Annotated in this window: 8 protein-coding genes; all 8 read left to right on the top strand. The window is 46.6% G+C overall.

From position 1 onward, the window contains the following. The first annotated feature begins 1,163 nt into the window (after positions 1-1,163). On the top strand, positions 1,164-4,967 hold the full coding sequence (locus GA520_RS16900; protein ID WP_163338475.1) for a PAS domain-containing protein: 3,804 nt from the start codon (positions 1,164-1,166) through the stop codon (positions 4,965-4,967). Between the two features lie 4 nt (positions 4,968-4,971). Next, positions 4,972-5,601, top strand: a complete 630-nt coding sequence (locus GA520_RS16895) for a response regulator transcription factor (protein ID WP_163338476.1) — start codon at positions 4,972-4,974, stop codon at positions 5,599-5,601. Between the two features lie 677 nt (positions 5,602-6,278). Then, positions 6,279-11,312, top strand: a complete 5,034-nt coding sequence (locus GA520_RS16890) for a PAS domain S-box protein (RefSeq protein ID WP_163338477.1) — start codon at positions 6,279-6,281, stop codon at positions 11,310-11,312. Positions 11,313-11,560: 248 nt separating this feature from the next. Continuing rightward, a complete protein-coding gene (locus tag GA520_RS16885; RefSeq protein WP_163338478.1) occupies positions 11,561-14,626 on the top strand; it encodes a transporter substrate-binding domain-containing protein in 3,066 nt (1,021 codons plus the stop codon). After that, positions 14,610-18,056 carry a PAS domain S-box protein gene (locus tag GA520_RS16880; RefSeq protein WP_163338479.1) on the top strand — a complete coding sequence of 1,149 codons (3,447 nt, stop codon included), beginning with the start codon at positions 14,610-14,612 and terminating at the stop codon, positions 18,054-18,056. Before GA520_RS16885 ends, GA520_RS16880 begins: the two co-directional genes overlap by 17 nt. 90 nt (positions 18,057-18,146) lie before the next feature. Continuing rightward, a complete protein-coding gene (locus tag GA520_RS16875; protein ID WP_163338480.1) occupies positions 18,147-18,650 on the top strand; it encodes a response regulator transcription factor in 504 nt (167 codons plus the stop codon). Between the two features lie 374 nt (positions 18,651-19,024). Further along, on the top strand, positions 19,025-19,438 hold the full coding sequence (locus tag GA520_RS16870; protein ID WP_163338481.1) for a hypothetical protein: 414 nt from the start codon (positions 19,025-19,027) through the stop codon (positions 19,436-19,438). Between the two features lie 1,172 nt (positions 19,439-20,610). Continuing rightward, on the top strand, positions 20,611-22,005 hold the full coding sequence (locus GA520_RS16865) for a glutamate decarboxylase (RefSeq protein ID WP_163338482.1): 1,395 nt from the start codon (positions 20,611-20,613) through the stop codon (positions 22,003-22,005). The last annotated feature ends 77 nt before the right edge of the window (positions 22,006-22,082 follow it).

Below are 22,082 nucleotides of genomic sequence, written 5' to 3'. Positions count from 1 at the left end.
TGGGTTGAGTACGAATACCCCGTCTTGAATCTCCTGCTCTGTGAGTTGCTGTAGTGCTTGTTGTGATTTTTGATGACAGACCGGGGTTAAGTGTAGGAGCTGAGAACATATCCCCAACTCACTCCCACTTCAAACTTCAGTATGTTGCACTTATTGTATTACTTGAGCCTCTTATATGAAATAGATGGATAGATATTGGTTGAAACAGAGTTTAGAAATATTAACGCTAACGAAACTCATATTGCACTGACGCAGGTATTGCAAAGACATCTGTTCCCCCCCCATTTCCCCCTAAAAACAGCTAATGGATTTTGAGAGTTTTCCATATTGACCAAAGGTCTAATATACATATTTGAAGAAAACAGATATAAAAAAATGACACAATTTAAATGTCCTTTACAACCTATAAATGTTGTCTTGTGCAAGCAAGTTTATCTAGTGGATACATAACCAAGCGATGGCGGATGTAATGCTGGAGTAATAAAACAATGTTGGATATATGAATCGCTATGTCGTATCGAACCTGCCAGGGCAAGAGTCTTCGTCGGCACTAGGAGGGCAAATCCGTTAAAGATAGGGGCCGCATTTATCAGTATCAAAAGCCTTTGTGGAGATCACAACACCCCAGACTCCTAAGTAAACGGTTCCTAGCGCATTCCCGGCGCGTTGATAAAAAAAACCGGGACAAAGAGGGAGATGTCTTTCTTGAAACCGGATACAGATCTTTTCGTTCACCTTGGAGAGCGAATGTCAGAAATAATAATCAAATGAACAATATGTTGTGATAACAGGTGGTTTATCTGATTTCAGATAGGCGATAAAATGATGTGTGGTTCTTCATATGATTCAAGAACTATTGCATAAAAAAGTTTTATCAAGATTGTCGTTGAATAGGGGATTCAACGTAGTACTCCAGTAAATCTTACCAGGCTGTAGCAGATGTCTTACTTCGGGATCTTGCCTATGAAGTTCATGCTCTTGAGGTAAGACTTTAGAAGTACAACCCTTCTATGCCAACAGCTAAGATGTGGCTTCCACTATTAGCCAATGGAAGCATTTATGCTCAAGAATTGGAGTGCTATTTTGAACGTTTGGGTCAGCAATGCGTGATTTTCCTGATTTGTATGTAAAGTCAGCCCGGTTCTAGCTGTAGCTCTAACAATATGAATATAAACAAAAAGATCAGAAAAATGGTCGTCTTCTGGTGCCTTATGGCAACCGCAACCATAATAACGGTTGCCATAAGCGTTTACCGAAGTCAGATGCATGCTAAGCTACATTGCACCAATAATATTCCAATTGCGCAAAGTTCGACAGGTAAGGGTAAAAATGAGGAAACATTATTCAGCAACTCGTATCATCCTGGATATTCATGGTTTGATTATGTGAACAGAGGGATTGCGTCTGACCTGATGGGCCGGAACATAAAGCTTTTCATCGAATACCTGGATACCAAAATGCGCGGCATTGACGGCTACTTCCAGATGGAAGATATGCGCCGTTATAAATATGACAACGAAACATTAGATGCGATTATCGCTTTCGTTGCCAATCAGACATTTGCAGACGTGCTTCTGCGTTATATCAGAGATCAAACTAGAGTTTTTTTTTCTATACGGGAAAGTCAGATATTGGCCGACGATCGTTCTCCGGTTCCAGATTATAGTCTGCGGAGTCCTCAGCCTGACATGGGAGTAATGGGGAGAAGTATTCTTTCCGGATATCTGCAGGGAAGAAAAGTGGGTGAACGAATTTTAGCACTGTTAATTGATGACAATAAAGAGAAAGGTTTACTAACCCGGCAAACCATTCAAGGCAGAAACATAATACCAAACGAGCCAAGTAAACATTTCAATGAATACCCGTGGAAGGTTATCTTTACTATTATTTTCCTATTGGCACAATCATCTATAATCATTCTTTTACTGGTAAACCGGAACCGACGGATAAAGACCGAGCAATCCCTGCGAGAAGTACAAAATCGAATGATGAATGCTATCGAAGCCGCCGATATCATGCTATGGGAGGCCGATCCCGTTAAGGATGTGTGCTGGGCTATTGCTCCAGGTCATAAATCACGCGACATTAAGGCATTGCTTTCTGCCAATTTAGAGGAGTTTTTTCAATCTGTTCACCCGGATGATCTGGAACCGCTGCAACAGTCCATCCAAAGGGCAATCGAATACAGGGAGTCTATTGATATTAAATATCGTATTGTCTTTTCAGATAAACGGATCACGTGGGTGAATACCAAGGGACGAGTTGTGCAAGACCGAAAAGGTACAACGTCTCTCGTCGGTGGTATTACCTTTGACATCACTGAACTGAGGCAATCACAAACCAATCTTCAAAGAAGTGAGAGGCTCTTCGGTACGCTCTTATCTGCAACCCATGATGTGGCACTGCTGTTTGATGAGGAGGGCACTATCATTGACTGCAATGACAGTTTTCTGGCATTGGCGGGTACGACTACTAGAGAGGCGTTAATAGGAACCTGTATCTTTGACCGTTTTGCCGAAAAAGAAGCCGGGTTGAGAATGTCCTGGATCAGGAGGGCATTGGATAAAGAAGAGCCGGTGCGGTTTGAAGACTACCTTGGCCGGGCTGATAAATATTTCGAAACTACCCTTTTCCCGATTTCAGGACCTGCAGGTGATGATAAAATACTCCTGATGATGGCACAGGATATAACCGACCGTATAAAAGCGGAAATTGCACTGAATGAAAGCGAGGAAAAGTTCCGCCGGCTGATTGAAAATATTCCCGATGTTACATGGACGAGTGATTTGGCCGGGAATACCATCTACATCAGCGATAATATCCAAAAGGTATTTGGCTTCAGCAGTGATGAGATTCTGGCGAATCCGGATGCATGGCTTGGTCGTATCCACCAGGATGACGCGGATCGTGTCATCGAAAAATACGTTCACCTGTTCCAGGGTGGGGAGCGGTTCGATACTGAGTACCGGATCAGACACAAAGACGGGCACTGGATGTGGCTGCACGACAGGTCCATGTTCTGTTATGAGAAAGATGGTGTCCAATATGCAGATGGGCTTTTTACTGACATCACTGATCGTAAAAGGGCGGAAAGGGATTTGTCGCAAATTTTTTCCATGTCTTTGGATATGCTTTCTATCTCCGATTTGGATTCTTCAACATTCCTCAGGGTAAATCCAGCATTTGAGAAAATCCTCGGGTACCCCGAGGAAGAGCTATTGGATAAATCGTTTCTCCATTTTATTCACCCAGAGGATGTTGAAGCAACACGAGCAGTTGTTGAGCAGAAACTGCAAATGGGCTCCAATGTCATCAATTTCGATAACCGGTATCGATGCAGAGATGGTACCTATCGGTGGTTGAGCTGGGTCGCCCACCCTCAACAGGAAGAAGGCATAATCATAGCTGTTGCACGCGACATAACTGAATGGAGGAAAAACCAGGAGTCCCTGAAAAAAAGCAAAGAACTCCTCGATGCCACCGGTCGCATGGCCAAAGTGGGTGGATGGGAATTGGACGCGGAGACCATGGAGGTAACCTGGACCAATGAAACCTATCGTATCCACGGAGTTTCTTTGGGATACAAGATTATTTTGGAGGAGGCGCTAAATTTTTTTCATCCAGACGACAGGGAAAGAATGAGGCAAGCTGTTCAGCGATCACTCGATTATGGTGAGCCCTATGATATGGAAATTCGTTTCATTACCGCTCAAGGTGAACTTTTGTGGACACGAACAGTATGTCAACCGAAAGTGGTTGATGGAAAGACCGTAAAGCTGAAGGGAACATTCCAGGACATCTCTGAACGTAAGCGCATGGAGCAGGAGATTAAGAAGAACGAGGAAAGACTGCTCGCTGCACAGCAGATTGCCCGTCTGGGGTATTGGGAATGGGAAACGGCTACGGATCAGCTTATCTGGTCGGATGTGATGTACCAATTGTATGATATTGAACTAGGTACGCCTCTGACCTTTGAATACCTGCTGGATAGAATTCATCCAGGCGATAGGAAACAACATGAACAGCTGGCAGCTGATTTGCTTGCTGGGAAAACAGGTCCATCGTTTAGCTATCGCATTGTTCGTCTAGATGGATCGTTGCGTTATATCTATGGGGTCGGAATGCGTAAGCATGACGAAAAAGGAGCTTTGGCGGGGCTCAAGGGTACGCTTCAGGATGTTACGGAACTCAAGACCGTCGAAATGGCCTATCGAGACAGTGAAGCGAGGCTCAAGGAGGCCCAGGCTGAAACAATTAATCTGAACCTCGAGATGGCCCATCTCAATCGTATCATGACTATGAACGAACTTGCCGCATCTTTTGCTCATGAGATTAACCAGCCTCTGGGTGCGATCATAAATAATGCCAGCGTGGCCAAGATACTGAATTCCAATTCTGTGGAAGGGAAAGGAAATCTAGGGGAAATCCTCGAAGATATTGTTGGCGATGCGCAGCGTGCCGGTCAGATCATCCGCAAGATTCGGGGGGTGATGCAAAAGGGTGAGTCTGTATTTATCCCTATTGATATCAACAATTTAATAGATAGCGTGATCGCCTTGTACGAAAATTCGTCCAACCTGCACCATATCTCTGTTGTCACAGAAAAAGATGAAAGGTTGGTCCCTGTGAAAGGGGACGAAGTTCGTCTGCAGCAGGTTCTGATAAACCTTATCACCAATGCCATGGAAGCTATGAGCGATAGCCCCCAAAAAGTACTGACATTTAAAACACTGTATTCTGGAGATATGGTGAAAATCAGTATCAGTGATACCGGCACCGGAATCGAAAAAGGTTCAGCCGAACAAGTATTCGATCCTTTCTACACCACAAAACGTGATGGCATAGGGATAGGGCTGCGTCTTTGCCGGTCTATCATCGAAGAACATGGAGGAAAAATCTGGATAGAAAGCAATGGTGGTACCGGCACGACATTTCAGTTCACTTTGAAAGTTTTCTCTGGAGAGTAACAGCATGAATACGCCTAAAGGAACAATATACATTGTCGAAGACAACGATTCATTTAGAAAGAGCATGGTACGTTTGCTCCAGATGTATGGTTATAAGACGGTCGCTTTTGAAGCAGCTTCAGACTTCCTTCTACAGACAACGCTTGAGCGTCCAGGTTGTATTTTGTTAGACGTGCGGTTACCGGATATGGACGGACTCGAGTTGCAGAAAATCCTGAAGCAACAGCGATTCGAACTCCCGGTGGTTTTTATGAGTGGCCATGGCGACATTCCGATGAGTGTTGAGGCAATGAAAGAAGGGGCGGTCGATTTTCTGCCGAAGCCCTTTGACCCTGAAGATCTCCGGGATGCGATGATACAGGCATTGGTGCGCAGCAGGTATGAGATGGAGGAAGAGCAAGAGAGAGCGGAAATCAACGTCTTGATTGATTCTTTGACTCCCCGAGAGAAGGAAGTTATGCGTTGGGTCATTACCGGTATGCTCAATAAACAGATCGCTTATGAACTTGGTACAAGTGAAAAAACCATCAAAGTCCATCGAAGCCGAGTAATGCAGAAGACAAAAGTTTCATCTGTCCCAGAGTTGGTACGTCTTGCCTCAAAAGTCAATATTGAGCCAATGGGAGGGTCATAACAGCAGCAAGTTGATACTCCTTATCTCCAACAAAAGCGGCTATTACATCCTCAGGACGGTCGTTATGTTCCATTTTCCTTTGTTACTACCCTTTATTCATAGCCTTCAGTAATACGAATCGAGGCGCACCTCATCTCGCAGTATATCTCAATTTATGCATTATTCAGGATGATTACGCAGGGATGATTCTCTATCTTTTGACCTCCTCTCCGAACTGGGGTATTTTAAGACAGGGTTTCTCTGATCATGGCTGCTCCCGACGTTTTGAAATCATTGAGAAGACGAGACGGACTCAACAGTCATTGGTGATTTACAGGAGAAGCTGGAAAAAAAATTTCATGAGTCGTGAGTATTCAGTAGGAGAGCCGATCTGTATAGAGAACCTTGGCAGAGTGAGCAATTTATCCTAATGGATAAAGTAAGGCCTGAAAATCAAGACTAATCCTGGTATTTCTGTAAATGCTGTCCTCACTCAAATCTGGGACAGGTTGTGCGTTTATCTTCTTTTATCATTCATGAAATTCAAAGCTATATTGGCAATCTCAATAACCACGATATTGAGCTTATTGTACCTCAACTTCCTTGAAAGAAGGAGTTTGGTGGAGTTGCTTAAACCGCCGATAAGAAAAAACAAATCTCAAGATGGCCGAATCAGCTACCATGCAAGAAGATAAGTGGTGAAGCCGACCGAACGGGACACGGCGCTTCTTGCCCTGGATAACCAAAATAATTCAATGTCTTCCGTCGATAATCAGGTGAATATGAAAATGTATACCAGAGCGATAATCATTTCTCTACTTGGAACTATCATCTTCCTGATCGGCTTCGGGGGGGGCGCCACGGCACAGGCTGACGCCTACATCGGCAACCTGTCCAATAGTACCTGGCTTTTGCGGGAGCACCATCTTGACAACCTGAAAGTCGCAGCCCCGACCCCTCTTGGCAGCAATCACAATGATATGGGGGGGCGCAAGGACTGGTCTCAACGTGCCTCAATCATCAGCAAAGGTCTGGCCACAACGAACCCGGCTGAACATAACGCCATCAAGAATCGTTGGCTGACCACAGACAAGACCGAGACCGACTACATGCTGATTGGGCAATTATTGGTTTTAGCGGGGGCGTTCATCCTTATCGTCTTTGTTTGGAACAGGATGCTCCGGCGGCAGGGGCGAAAACGCACAGTGGAACTGGAACTCGCAAATAACGAACTGATTCGTAGTGAAAAACTGGCGAGAACACTGCTCAACGCCAACGTTGATTTGACACAGCTTCTTGATGAGGACGGCATCATTCTTGACGCGAACGACTCAAAGGCCGGGAGGCTGGGGGGAGCAAGGGAGAAGATGATTGGGACTTGCGTCTTTGATAACTGGGCGCCTGAGATTGCAGAAAAAAGAAAAAACATGTTCAAACAAACACTTGCCGAGGGAAAACCCGTACATTTCGTGGATCGGTACGATCCTGAGCTGGTGTTTGAAACGAGTATCTATCCAATCGCTGCTCCTGAAGGAGAAAAGAGGCAGGCTGTCATTGTTGCCCACGAAATCACCGAACGTGAAAAGTTTGAAAATGATCTGCAGAAAAACCGTGATTACCTCGAGCACCTGATTAATTCTATTCCCGATGCCGTGCTTTCACTCAAGCTTCCGGAACTAACCATACAGTGGGCCCGGGATTCCTATAATGTCCTGGGACAAAATCTGGATGGGTGCATTGGAAAAACATCGGAGTGGATCTATGCCAGCGATAAGGAATATAGCACCATTCGTAAATTAATTAATAAAGGTATCCAGGAAAACAAGGCTTCACTTATTACAGAGTCGACTGCGAGAAACTCAAACGGTCAAACTTTTCCGGTTGAGATCAACATAACCATTTTTCGCGATCAGGGCGTTCCGTTTAGCCTTACTGCTTTGTTCAGAGACATTACAGAACGTAAATTGGCAGAAAAAGCCCTCAAGGAGAGTGAGGAGCAACTCCTCGATGCCCAAGAAATGGCCAGAGTCGGCTCATGGCAGTGGGACATTTCCGAGAATCGCATTGACTGGTCACCTCAGGTTTACAAGATCTACGGAGTTGATCCTGATATTTCGTTAACGTATGAGAGTTTGAGGGAATTGATTCATCCTGAGGATCGTGAATATCATGATAAAACAACTGCGGCATGGCTCAAAAACCGGGGCGGTCCCCCCTATGAATACCGCGTGGTCAGGCCCAATGGCGATATCTGTTATATTTATGGAACAGGCAAGGTTGAATGCGACGCTGCCGGCGAGCCGGTCCGGTTCTACGGGACGCTTCAGGACATCACGGATCGTAAGCTGGCGGAGGAGACGCTGAGAAAGGGTGAGGAGCGTTTCCGGGCCACCTTCGATCAGGCAGCCGTGGGTATCGCTCATGTCTCCAATGAAGGCCGCTTTCTCCGCCTCAACGACAGGTATTGTGACATCGTTGGTTATGGCAGGGCAGAAATGCTGGAATTAACCTGCCAGGACATCACCTATCCTGATGACCTGGATTCAGATTTAGAGCAGGTGAATCGTCTTCTCAACGGTGAGATAAAAACCTATTCAATGGAAAAGCGCTATGTGCGCAAGGAAGGCGATCTGGTCTGGGTCAACCTGACCGTCTCCCTGGTGCGTGATGAAGCCGGGCAACCGGAGTGGTTTGTCGCGGTTGCCCAGGACATCACCAAGAAGATAGAAGCGGAAGAAGCATTAAAGGAGAATGAGCGGGTCTTTTATATTCTATTCGAATATTCCGGGATCGGTGCTGCGCTGGTCAGCCCTGACGGACATCTCCTCAAAAGCAACTCGGCTCTTCAAAATTTTCTTGGCTATTCCGGTGAGGAACTTTCCCGGATGACTTTCTCCGAATTCACTCACCCCGATGATATCGACAAGGACCTCTCTCTGTTTCAGGAAATCCTTGAAAACAAACGCGACAAATATGAGATAGAAAAGCGGTATGTCACCAAAGACGGCAGGATCGTCAGCGCCCTGCTCACAGGTTCCGTGGTCCGGAATGAGGACGGCACTATCCGGTATGTAATCGGGATGGCCCAGGACATTACAGAACGTATAGAAGTGGAGAGGCAATTGCGGGAGCGGGAAACGTCGCTGAACGAAGCCCAGAGAGTTGCAAAACTCGGCAGCTGGCAATGGGACTTGGTCTCCGATGAGAACAAGTGGTCCGAGAATTTGTGCAGGATGATGGGACTGAACCCGGAAGATCCGGTGCCAACGCATACGGAGCAAGCTTCTTGGTACACGCCTGAAAGTTTGGCCGAGTTGAACAAACTTGTAGATCGCGCCCTGAAAGATGGAGGGGATTATCATGTGGAGATGACAACTACTCCGCCATACGGTGCGAGGATCTTCTCGGTTCGGGGAGAAACCTTTAGAGACAGTGAGGGGCGGATCGCTGGACTGCGAGGGGTTACATTGGATATCACCGAGCAGAAGGAAGCTGAGAAGACGCTGAGAAACAGTGAGGCCCGGTTCCGCAGTTATTTTAATCTGCCGTTTCAGGGTATAGCCATCACCTCGCCGAGTAAAGGATGGATCGAAATAAACGACCGGTTTTGTTCCATATTGGGCTATGATCGGGATGAATTCCGCTACTTGACATGGGCTGAATTGACACATCCGGATGATCTTGCCGCTTCCCTTGTGGAATTTGACCGTGCTCTCGCCGGACAAACCGACTCCTATTCCTTGGTCAAACGATTTATCCGCAAGGATGGCACGGTCATATGGGTCCATCTCGACGCAGGATGTGTACGGACCCCCGATGGCGAGGTTGACTACTTTGTGGCAGTGGTGGTCGACATCTCCGAAAGCAAGAAGGCCGAGCAGGCGCTGAGGAAAAGCGAAGCACGTTTCCGGGCCACCTTCGATCAGGCAGCCGTGGGGATCGCTCATATCTCCACTGAAGGCCGCTTCCTCCGCCTCAACGACAGATTTTGTGACATCGCTGGTTATAGCAGGGCAGAAATGTTGGAATTAACCTTCCAGGGCATCACCTATTCCGATGACCTGGATGCAGATGTAGAGCAGGTGAATCGTCTTCTCAATGGTGAGATAAAAACCTATTCAATGGAAAAACGCTATGTGCGCAAGACAGGAGAGCTGGTCTGGGTCGATCTGACGGTATCTCTGGTGCGTGATCCTGCCGGGCAACCGGACTGGTTTGTCGCGGTTGTCCAGGACATCAGCGACCGAAAAAAGGTTGAAGATGATCTTCGCGAAAGCGAGGAAAAACTTCTTCTGGTTGAGCAATTGGAAAAGGCCAAGGAAATGGCCGAATCAGCGAACCGGGCAAAATCCATTTTCCTGGCCAACATGTCGCATGAGCTGCGAACCCCTTTGAATGCTGTGCTCGGCTTCTCCAGCCTGCTCAGCCGGGGAGAAAATCTTGTCCCTGAGCAGAAAGAAAAACTCTCCATCATCAATCGCAGCGGCCGACATTTATTGAATATGATTGATGATATCCTGGATTTTTCCAAGATAGAGGCGGAAAGAATCGAGTTAAAGCAGGAGCCTTTTGACCTGATTGCCTTAATTGAGGAAATCGCTTTAATGATTCGACCGCGAGCGATGGCAAAAGCGATATTTCTGGTCATGGAAACCGAGTCGATAAATACTCCCCATCTAAAGGCCGATGCGGGCAAGCTGCGCCAGATCCTCATTAACCTTTTGAACAATGCTATCAAGTTCACCGATGAGGGCGGGGTAACGATCCGTGGTTTTACCAGACCGGCACCGGGGCTATCAGACCAATGTGACATCGTCATTGAGGTAGAGGATAGTGGTATGGGGATTGATCCGGCAAGACAGGAAGCGATTTTTGAGCCTTTCCTGCAGAATCGCGATGTGCCGGAGCGTCATGGTACGGGCCTTGGACTGTCCATCAGCAAACGATATGCTGAGTTTATGGGTGGCAGCATAGAAGTGCAAAGTGAGGAGGGCAAAGGTTCTGCGTTCCGGTTACGGCTGCCAGCTATAAGAGCAGAAGCAATTGAGGTAAATCCCCCCGATACCAATAAATCGAGGGTCATTGGGCTGGCCCGGCCGCAGAAAACCTGGCGGATCCTTATTGCAGACGACAACCGGGAAAACCTGTTGTTACTAAAAACCGCTTTGGAATACATAGGATTTTTCGTCGTTGAAGCGAGAAACGGTAAGGAAGCAGTGGCTCTTTTTAAGAAGGAGTCGCCGGATTTTATCTGGATGGACATGCGCATGCCGGTGATGGATGGATATGAGGCCACAAAAACGATACGCTCTTTGCCTGGTGGCGAAGCGGTTAAGATTGTTGCCATCACCGCCAGTGCATTTATAGAGCAGCGCCCTGATATCATCGCTGCGGGCTGTGACGAGGTGGTTTACAAGCCCTTTATGGAGCATGAGATCTTTGAGATGATGGGCCGGTTCCTGGAGATCGACTATCTCTATGAGCAGGAAAGCACGTCGGGACCGGAGCAGTTCTCTCGAACAGAAATTGCGGCCATGCTGGCGGATGTTACCCCTGAACTGCTGAAAGAACTTGAACAGGCGACACTGACCCTGGACAGAGAGGCCGCTCTTGAAATCATCTCACGTATTGCCGGTCAGGCTCCTGAGATCGCCTTGGGGCTGAAGGAGATGGTGGATAATTTTCAGATGGCTGAGTTGAGAGATTTGCTTGAGAAGGCGTCCGCATCATGAAGAAGATTGTTGCAACCCTCCTCACCCTGACGCTTCTGTTTTTTCAATGCATGCAGCATTGGTTGCTCTGTGGCAGACAATATCTCCTTCGGGCACCTTTCCGTTGAAGATGGTAGCTCTAGGTTGGGCATTTACTGAATTAAAGCTAAATTTGTTTGAATTGACTATTTAACTGGATCAAAACGATGAAAAACTTAATCAGCCTTTTGGTTTTCATATTCTTATCAACTCTCTTCTGTGAAAAGTTGATGGCTCAAGAAATAGAAGTGAATGAGCCATCTATCGAATTGACTGAAAGTGAGATGCGATGGTTGTCTAAACATCCTGAAATCGTTGTAGGACATTATAGAGATTGGGCTCCATATAGTTTTTATGATGCTAATGGCAAACCGGCCGGTATTTCTGTTGATTATTTTAAACTTGTTGCACAGAAAGCAGGATTCAAGGTGAAAGTGTACCACGAGAAAGATTGGGATCTCATATATGAAGCTGGCAAAAAAGGAAAAATCGATGTTGTTGCATCAATGTCGAATAAAGATGAACGTACAGAATGGTTTATCTTCCCTCGCATCTACATGAAACTTCCTCTCTATATTATTACCCGTAAGAACGATTCGCGCATTAAGGAGCGAACTGACCTTTCGGGAAAGACTGTTTCAGCGGTTAAAGGGTACTGGCATGGACCTGATATACTGAAAAATTACCCATCGGCAAAAATTAGTTATGTCGATGATGACGATACCGCTTTTATGGAAGTAAGTTCGGGCAAGTCTGATGCTACTTTGGCAGTAGTGGGAGTGGCTTTGGAACTGATATCAAAGCGTGGCTATTATAACTTAAAACTAAACTCCATTTACTATGAGCAAGAACCAGGAAAAGGAATTGCCTTTGGTGTACGCAAGGATTCTCCCGAGTTAGCTTCCATTATTGACAAGGCCCTATCCAATATCAGCGAAGAGGAAAAAGTGGCAATTATGGATAAATGGTTGCCCTCTCGTCCAGCAGACTCTAGACAACAAAAATTTGAACTAACCCCAACAGAGAATGAGTGGCTAAAGCAGCAGGGTATAATTTCCATTGGTTCCAATCCAGACCGGCATCCTGTCGAATTTTATGATGAAAATGGTATTTTACGTGGCATGTCATCCGACTTCATAGAGCGTATCAACAAAGATCTTAGAGTAGACATTCGCCCACAACGTACAGCTGGATGGTCAGAAACTCTGGAATTGGTAAAAGAAGGAAAGATTGACATGGTCACTGCTATCGTCGAATCAGAAGAGTTGAAGAAAAACCTTGTGTTTACAAGACCATATTTGGAACTAAAAACGATAATTGTCACAGAGGAGAACTTTCCGTTGATAAACGACATCGAAGAGCTTAATGGCAAACGCATGGCTATTGTTCGAGATGAAATCACAGGAAAATGGCTCCAAAGAGACTATCCCAGTATTCAATTGCGCTATTATGGAAACATCAAATCCGCCTTGCAAGCTGTCTCTGAAAAAGAAGTAGATGCCTTTCTCGGTACCAATGTATCCATTAGCTACGCCATCAAAAGATACGGCATTCATAATATTAAATATAACCTTTCAACCCCTTACAGCTTTAACCTCTCCTTTGCTGCACACAAGAATTTTTCAAAACTCATTGCTATCCTGGACCGCTATATAAAAGATATGCCTGAAAATGATAAAAAAGCCATAGTGCGCAGTTGGCTCAATGTACAGATTGAGAAACAAATGGACTGGCATAAACTTTCTCGTATTATTCTCATCCTGGTCCTCTTCTTCGGTCTGATCATCACCATCATTATATACTGGAATAGCAAACTTAAGGAGCAGGTTAATAGAAGGCTTGAGGCAGAGGTAGCTCTGACCGAAGCCAAGGAACAAGCCGAAGCTGCCAACCGGGCCAAAAGCCTGTTCCTGGCCAACATGTCCCACGAGCTGAGAACGCCTCTGAACGCGATTCTTGGGTTTTCGGGGACACTGGTCCGGCAGGAACATGCCAATTCTGATGTCAAAGAGAAACTTTCCATTATCAACCGCAGTGGACGGCACCTGTTAGTCATGATCAACGATATCCTCGACCTGTCCAAGATCGAAGCGGATAAAATCGAGCTGAACGAGTCCGTCTTTGATCTCGTCACCCTGATAAAAGAAATCAGCTTGATAATCCAATCAGGGGCCATGGATAAGGGAATTTTTGTGGAAACAGAAACCGAATTAATCTCCTGTCGTTATTTAAAAGCAGATGTCGGGAAACTGCGTCAGATTCTTATCAACCTGCTGGGTAACGCGGTCAAGTTCACCGATGAGGGAGGCGTGACGGTTCGGAGTTTCACCGAACCGATACCGGAAGCGTCCAACCAATGTCGAATAGTGATTGAGGTCGAGGACACCGGCCCGGGGATTGATCCAGCAAAGCATTCTCAAATTTTCAAACCTTTCAGTCAGGAGCAGGATATTCCAGAACGAAAAGGCACAGGGCTTGGCTTGTCCATCTGTAAACGGTATGCCGAATTTATGGGCGGCAGCATTGAAATGGAAAGCGAGCTTGGGGAAGGAGCTCTTTTCCGTGTGAGGCTGCCGGCGGAAATGGCAGAGGCAGGAGATCGCAAAACCTCCGACGACGACAAACCGAGGGTGGTCGGGCTGGCCCCTGAACAGAAACTAAAGCGGATACTTATAGCAGATGACAACCGAGAAAATCTACTGTTGTTGAAATCGTTGCTGGAAGCTGTCGGGTTCCATGTTGTTGAAGCTGAAAATGGCAGGGAGGCGGTGGCCGTATTTGAAAACGAGTCACCCGACTTCATCTGGATGGACATGCGTATGCCGGAAATGGACGGATATGAAGCGGTTCGGCATATCCGGGAGTTACCGGGGGGGGGCACGGTTCCCATCAGTGCCATCACTGCCAGCGCTTTCCGTGAGCAGCATCCAGATATAATCGCTGCAGGCTGTGACGAGGTGGTTTACAAACCCTTTATGGAACATGAGATCTTTGAGGTGATGGGCCGGTTTCTTGAGCTTGAGTATGTCTACGAGCAGGAAAGCATGCCTGGGTCGGACCAGCTCTCTCAAGCAGAACTTACAGCCATGGTGGCGGATATCCCCGATGAACTACTGCAGGAACTTGAACAGGCGACGCTGTCACTGGACCGAGAGGCTGCCGTTCGAATACTTTCGCGTATAGGAGAAAAGTTCCCTATAACAGCAGCAGATCTTAAAGAGCTTGTTGATAATTTTCAAATGACCGAGTTGCATAACCTGCTGGAAGAGGCAATTAACCATGCTGAAAGACCATAGTTTACCTATCGAGAGCGGTGATATTCTTATCGTCGATGATGAGGTCGCCAACCTGAAATTGCTGTCCGAAATACTTGCCAGGGAGGGGTACCATGTGCGTCCGGCGAATAGTCCGAGACTCGCCATCGATTCGGCTCTGGAAGACCCTCCTGATCTGATATTGCTCGATATCAGAATGCCGGATATGAATGGTTTTGAGGTGTGCGAGCGTTTAAAGCAGGAAGAACGGACCCGCAATATTCCGATTATATTTATAAGTGCATTGCACGATACCAGCGACAAAGTCAGGGGATTTAAAGCAGGAGGCGTCGATTTCATATCAAAGCCCATTCAGGAGGAAGAAGTCCTTGCGAGGATGCGAACGCATCTTAAGCTGCACACCATGCAGCGAAATCTTGAAAAACTGGTAATTGAGCGTACGGCCGAACTTGCCCGGCGAGAGGCCCATTATCGAGCTCTGATTGATAACTCTCCTGTCGGCGTGTTTAATATGACGCCGACAGGTCTGCTGCTATTTGCCAACGATGCCATGGCCCGGATGTTTGATTTTCACCCCCCGGAGCAGATGGTCGTCCATGAGTCACTCGGTCATTTCGTTGATCAGAAAGACTTTGAACGGATGTTGGATTGTATTCAGCAGGATGGCAAGGTACTCAATTTTCAGACGAGCGCTGTGACTTCCAGCGGGCGTGCAATCCATGTGCTTTTTTCGGCACAAAAGGTCGACATGGATATCGTCGCCATGGTGGTGGATGTCACTGAAGCGAGGGTTGCCGAACAGGAACTAGAGAAGAGTGAAGAACTGGCTCGTGTTCTGCTGAATTCCACCACCGACATCACCCATCTCCTCGATGAGAATGGCATAATTCTGGACCTCAACGTTGCCATGGCTGAGTTACTGGGTGACACACGGGAAAAACTGATTGGAACCTGTGTATTTGACCGATTCTCGCCTGAGACAGCCGAGAACAGGAGAATTATTTTAAGGCAAGCGCTTACTGAAGGAAGAATTATTGAGTATGAAGACCATGTTTCCACGGGTCAGGTATTTGACACCCGCGTCTACCCCATCGAAACAACTGCCGGGGAAAAGGGCAAAATCGTCATTTTTGCCCACGATATCACCGCGCACAAGAATGCAGAGCAGGCGCTGAAGAAGAGTGAAGTGGTAATGCAGCAGAGAATAAAACAGCTGCGGACCATCCTCGACACGACGCCGGCCTACATTTTCTCAAAAGATATAGACGGCCGTTTTCTGCTGGCCAACAAGGCTGTGGCAGAGGTGTTCGGAGTTGATAATCCTGATCAAATCTTTGGCAAGACCGATTTTGACTATGGTGCAACAGAGGAACAGGTGCGTCGATATAACCTGACTGACCGCTCTGTTATCGCGAGCCAAGAGGGTCTTCTGATTCCTGAAGAACGGATACTGCGCAAGGACGGTACCCTGGGATGGTTTCAGACAACCAAGGTGCCTTATCAGCACCCTGGATATGATAAACCTGCTGTTCTTTGTGTCGCTGTGGATATTTCCGATCGCAAAAAGGTTGAGCGGGAATTGCAGAGAAACCGTGATTTTCTTGAGCACTTGACAAATTCCATCCCTGACGCCATTTTTAGTTCTAAACTGCCTGAACGAACTTTGCAGTGGGCAAAAGACACTTACGGTGTTCTTGGGTACAATATGGAAGATTTCATTGGAAAAACAACAGAGTGGGCGTACCCAAACATTGAAGAATACCAGAGATTTGGTGAACTGATTGAAAACACTATATTGGAGAATAAGGAATCATGTCTTGCGGAATTGAAGTTACTAAATGTAAAGGGCGAAACCTTTCCTGCTGAGATTAACGTCACAATAATCCGCAAAAAGGGCAAGCCGGTGGGGCTGATCGGTCTGGTCAGGGATATTAGTAAGCGCAAAAAGGCCGAGAGGCAGTTGGAGCTTGTAAAAAGAACGATCGACGCCTCTCCTGATTGTGCATTTTGGGCAATGGCAGATGGGAACTTAGTGTATGTGAACGACGCCTCTTGTCGGAGTTTAGGATACAGCAGAGATGAATTACTTCAGATGACTGTCTTTCAGGTTGACCCCAATGTGACAAAGGAGTTGTGGCAGGAAACGCTGAAGTTCCTTAGGGAAGAAAAGGTTTATAAAGGCGAATCCGTTCATCGGCGTAAGGATGGTTCCGAATTTCCGGTAGATATTAACTCCATTTTTCTGGAATTCGATGGAAGAGAGTATATCAACGGTTTTGTCAGGGACATCTCGGAACGCAAACAAACAGATGCTGCCCTCAGGAGAAACGAGGAACGATTATCCAAAGCACAGGAAATTGCGCATCTGGGCTCCTGGTCTCTGGACCTGGGAACGAATCAGCTTACCTGGTCGGATGAGATGTATCGGATCTACGGTATGGATGTTGGGACACCCGTATCCTTTGATTCTTCGCTGGATATGGTGCATCCGGATGATCGGCAAAATCGAGAGCAATTTGTTATCGATTTAATCGATGGCAAGAAGGTTCCCTCATTCAGTTATCGGATCCTACGGCCCGATGGTTCGATACGCTATATTTACGTTATGGCGATACTCGAATTGGATGATCATGGTGTCCCCTACAAAATCGAGGGGACTCTGCAGGATGTCACTGACTTAAAAACGATTGAGATGGCGTATCGCGACAGTGAAGAAAAACTCAGGCAGGCTCAATCTGAGACAATGCACCTACGGTTGGAGATGGCGCATCTCAACAGGGTGATGACCATGAATGAACTCGCCGCATCTTTTGCCCACGAGCTCAATCAGCCTCTGGGAGCAATTGTTAATAATGCCAACGTTGCCAAAACGCTGTATTCACGCTCCGGTGGGGGAAACGGCGATTTCGAGGAAATACTGACCGATATCGCTGACGATGCCCAACGTGCCGGCCAGATTATCCGCAATATACGTGGTGTCATGAAAAGAGGGGATGTGGTCTATAGCTCTCTGGATATCAATCAGTTGCTCGATGAAGTTATTGGCATATACCAGAACACCTTCAGTTTAAACCATATTTCCATTGTCCTTGAGAAAGATCAGGCTTTGGCCCCTGTGAAAGGAGATAAGCTCCGACTGCAGCAAGTGTTGATGAATTTGATTATCAATGCTATGGATGCCATGATTAACAGTCCTCAAAAAAACCTGACTTTTAGAACTTCACGGTCCGAAGACTTCATCAAGGTCAGCATAAGTGATACCGGCCCGGGAATTGAACAGGGCTACATAGACCACATTTTCGAACCGCTTTATACCACGAAAAGCGAAGGCATTGGAATCGGCCTGCGCCTTTGCAAGTCAATTATCGAGGAACACGGTGGCAAGATCTGGGGGGAGCATAACCGTGACTCGGGGGCGACCTTTTCCTTTACCTTAAAAAATAACTGGTGATCATGATTATGAAACCGTCTGAGGGAACAGTTTATATCTTCGAGGACAACGATTCGTTCAGGTCAAGTATGGAACGATTGGTTCAGATCTTTGACTGCTAGACCGGTTGCAATGGAGCCAGCTTTTGATTTCCTCGAGTTGGCCGAAGTCGAGTATCCGAGCTGCCTGTTGCTGGACGTGCGGCTGCCTGACATAAAAGGCTTCCAGCTCCCCAAAAGCCATGGCAGGGAAAGGTTACAGATACCCGATTGTTTTCATGACCGGCCATGGAATATCCCGATAAGTCTCGAAGCAATGAAACACGAGGCGGTTGATTTTCTTCCCAAGCCTTTCGAACCTGATGATCTCCATGATCCAATAGATCTTGCTATGATGCGCAACGTTTCTGAAACACAGAAGATCCGCGCTCTCATTGATGCCCTCACTCCACGGGAAAAAAAAGTTATGCGTTGGGTCATTACCGCATGCTCAACAAACAGATCGCCTATGGAGCTGGTTACAAGTGAAAAAACTGTTAAAGTCCACCGAGACCGGGTATGCAGAAACCAGGGTCTGCTCAGTTGCAGAACCGGTCCGCTTGGACGAGCAGGTTGATATCGAGCCGATGGACCAGCCATAATAAACATTTGGATAAACAGGCCTCTTCACAGTAAACCTCTCTTTGCTTTCCGGATCGATCGAACTTTGGGGTTTCCCCCACCTACCGAAATCTAATCTCGTCAGGCTGCAAAACTCCAGAGCGGACAGTTAATCCGGTCTTCGTGGCTGAGGAGCCTTCTTGCTGACATTTTTTGGTATAGGACTAAGGTCCAATGACCCAAGGTCTAATAGATCTATTTGGAGAATTTAATATGCTTTATGAAGTGAAAGGTTTCCTGTAGGTTTTTCGCGGCTAGACGTACCAGGAGTATGCGTTTGAGCTTCGGATTGATCTATTTTTATCAGTTATTGTAACAAGGAGAGGCTTTATGGATATCATGAATGACAAGGTCACCCGCAAATTACATGCGGCGCTGAATGATAGTATCAGTACGTTGACAGCAACGAAGAATCACCTTCATTCGTTTCAGAATGATCTTGAGGCGAGTGTGATGGTACAGCTGAAAAATGCCAAAGCCGCTCTTAAAGGAAAAAAACAAAAAACCGAAGATGCAATGGCAAGAGCCGAAAAACTCATAGAGGCCAAAAAGGAAGAAACCGTCGAGACGGTGGCCGAGTGGAAAGCGAGGCATGATCAGAAGAAACTCGAAAAACGTGCGGTTCGAGCGGAAGAGTATGCGGATGCTTGTATTACATTGGCATTGTGTTACGCTGTAGAGGCCGAATCAGCTCTTCTCGAGGCTATATCTGCACGTCAGGACGCACGTACAAGCAAAAAGTAAATCTCCAATTGAATGATGTCTGAAAGGGGAGAGAGCAACGATCTTACAATAGTGCATTTATATTTGGGAAATCGCTACTTTTTACTTGGATGATCGTATCATCATTTATTAGCTTGAGTTGGGTCGCTTAAATTGCCTTTCATTTTTCACCGGCCTCAGTGTTCTGTTTCAACAAATCCTAGGCTCCGCTTCCGAAATTCTTTTCGCCATCTGGTCATAATCGATGGATGAATAGGAAACTTGTGTTCAGGGCACTTTATGACGATATCGTTTTGATATTATTAACTTTTAATCAAGCCTAAGAGAACGATTGTCATCGTTGATGTTCAAAAGTGTACTTGAAGTAATGTAGAACGATTGTCAATCTTGCTCTCATCATTGGTCTATCGTTCTCAAGACTAAATTATTCTCAAAAAGTTCGATCGAGTTGTTCACAGAACACTACTTCAGAAAATCTCACGAGTGAATGTAACGGGTTAATCCTGTTGCAAGAGCAGGTTGGAAGAGATCCTTTTGAAGATTTTACTGCAGGAGTTTATTTAGATTCAAGGCTAAAAGAGCAAGAAAATAGGTCTTGAAAATACTTACATTCTCCCTAACCTCTTTTCGCTAGAATATTTGGCATTTACAAACATATAAGACAAATATCTACATCTACTGCTTACTAACACGAAAGTTATCCTGATAACTGTTGAATCATGACGATAATACCGAATAAACAGGAACATGTTTGAAAAAATACTACCTGTTCATGTTGGCCTAAGGTCCAATTGTGAGATTTCACCAAACAGCCTAATCTCATACGAAAGTCTTAAAACGAATGTCATTTCAAAGTGTATCCCCTGAGAGGAAAACAAGGAGAAGACATCATGAGACCTGTCTTGATATTTTTAATGGCTATGCACTTGTTCTCCCTGCCAAATTATTAACTGGCAGTTTTAAGGAATAAGGTTCATGCGGTATCTGTCACTTTAAACTTGAAACCGATCATCATCAATATCATCTCCTATCAATATTATGGAGTAAGACAAAACTTCTGGTTAGCGCAGAGGGCAGTGTCTTTTCGAAAGGACACAATATAGGAAGTGGGTTTTAAGAGAATAAGATAGCACGAATGCTAACAACTTGATGGCTTCACTTCCTGAAAAAAACATTAAAAAAGGAGTAAAACTATGCCGCTTCATCAAAAAGACGATGTGCGAGACGAATTGTTGGATGATGTGTATGCCTCTTCCGATCTGGGCCAGGTCATGCCGAAATACAAATTTCCGAAAGAGCAACATGCTGCAGAACATGCCTACCAGGTAGTGCATGATGAGTTGATGCTGGACGGCAATTCCAGGCAGAATCTCGCCACCTTCTGCCAGACCTGGGTTGATCCTGAGATTCACAAGCTGATGGATGAATGTGTCGACAAGAACATGATCGACAAGGACGAATATCCGCAGACGGCTGAAATCGAGGCCCGGTGCGTCCATATGCTGGCGGACCTGTGGAACTCACCCGATGCAGCCAACACCATGGGCTGCTCAACCACCGGTTCCAGCGAAGCAGCCATGCTGGGCGGTATGGCCATGAAATGGCGCTGGCGCCAAAAGATGAAGGCCGCCGGTAAACCGACCGACAAGCCCAATATGATCTGCGGTCCGGTGCAGATCTGCTGGCACAAGTTTGCCAGGTATTGGGATGTGGAGCTTCGGGAAATCCCCCTGGAAGGCGACCGGTTTACGATGACGCCTGAAGAAGTGATCAAGCGTTGCGACGAGAACACCATCGGGGTGGTACCCACTCTGGGCATCACCTTCACCTGCCAGTATGAACCGGTCAAGGCGGTCAACGATGCTCTTGACCAGCTCCAGAAAGATACCGGTCTCGATATTCCCATTCATGTCGACGGGGCCAGCGGGGGCCTCCTCGCACCCTTTGTCGAGCCTGAGCTGGAATGGGATTTTCGTCTGCCACGGGTCAAGTCGGTCAATACCTCCGGCCATAAATTCGGCTTGGCCCCGCTTGGGGTGGGCTGGGTAGTCTGGAGAGATAAAGAGGACCTGCCCGATGACCTCGTCTTCTGGGTCAATTATCTTGGTGGCAACATGCCCACCTTTGCCCTCAATTTCTCACGCCCGGGCGGTCAGATCATTGCCCAGTACTACAACTTCCTGAGACTGGGAATCGAAGGATACCGAAGGATCCATCAGGCCTGTTATGACACTGCCCATTATCTGGCCGATGAAATAGAAAAACTTGGACTTTTTTCGATTATTTACGACGGACGGGGAGGTATTCCTGCCATGAGCTGGTCCCTGAAAGAAGGCATTGATCCGGGCTTCAATCTTTTCGACCTCTCTGACCGGATTCGCGCCCGCGGCTGGCAGATAGCTGCCTACAGCATGCCACCTAAAAGAGAAGACCTGGTGATCATGCGCATCCTGGTCCGCCACGGCTTCAGCCGCGACCTGGCAGACCTGTTGATAGAGGACCTGAAACGCTGCATTGATTATTACGAGCGTAACCCGGTTGTCAACAAAGGCAACGAGGAGGACTCCGGCAGTTTTAAACATTCCTGATATCGCGATTGAGAATTTCCAAGACACAGCACTGCGGTTTCTGATGTTGAACCGCAGTGCTCTCATTCCAGCAATTA

This window comes from Desulfopila sp. IMCC35008 (assembly GCF_010646885.2).
Classification (GTDB): Bacteria; Desulfobacterota; Desulfobulbia; order Desulfobulbales; family Desulfocapsaceae; genus Desulfopila.
The sequence above is the reverse complement of the archived record's forward strand: the minus strand, read 5'-3'. Positions and strand labels throughout refer to the sequence as shown.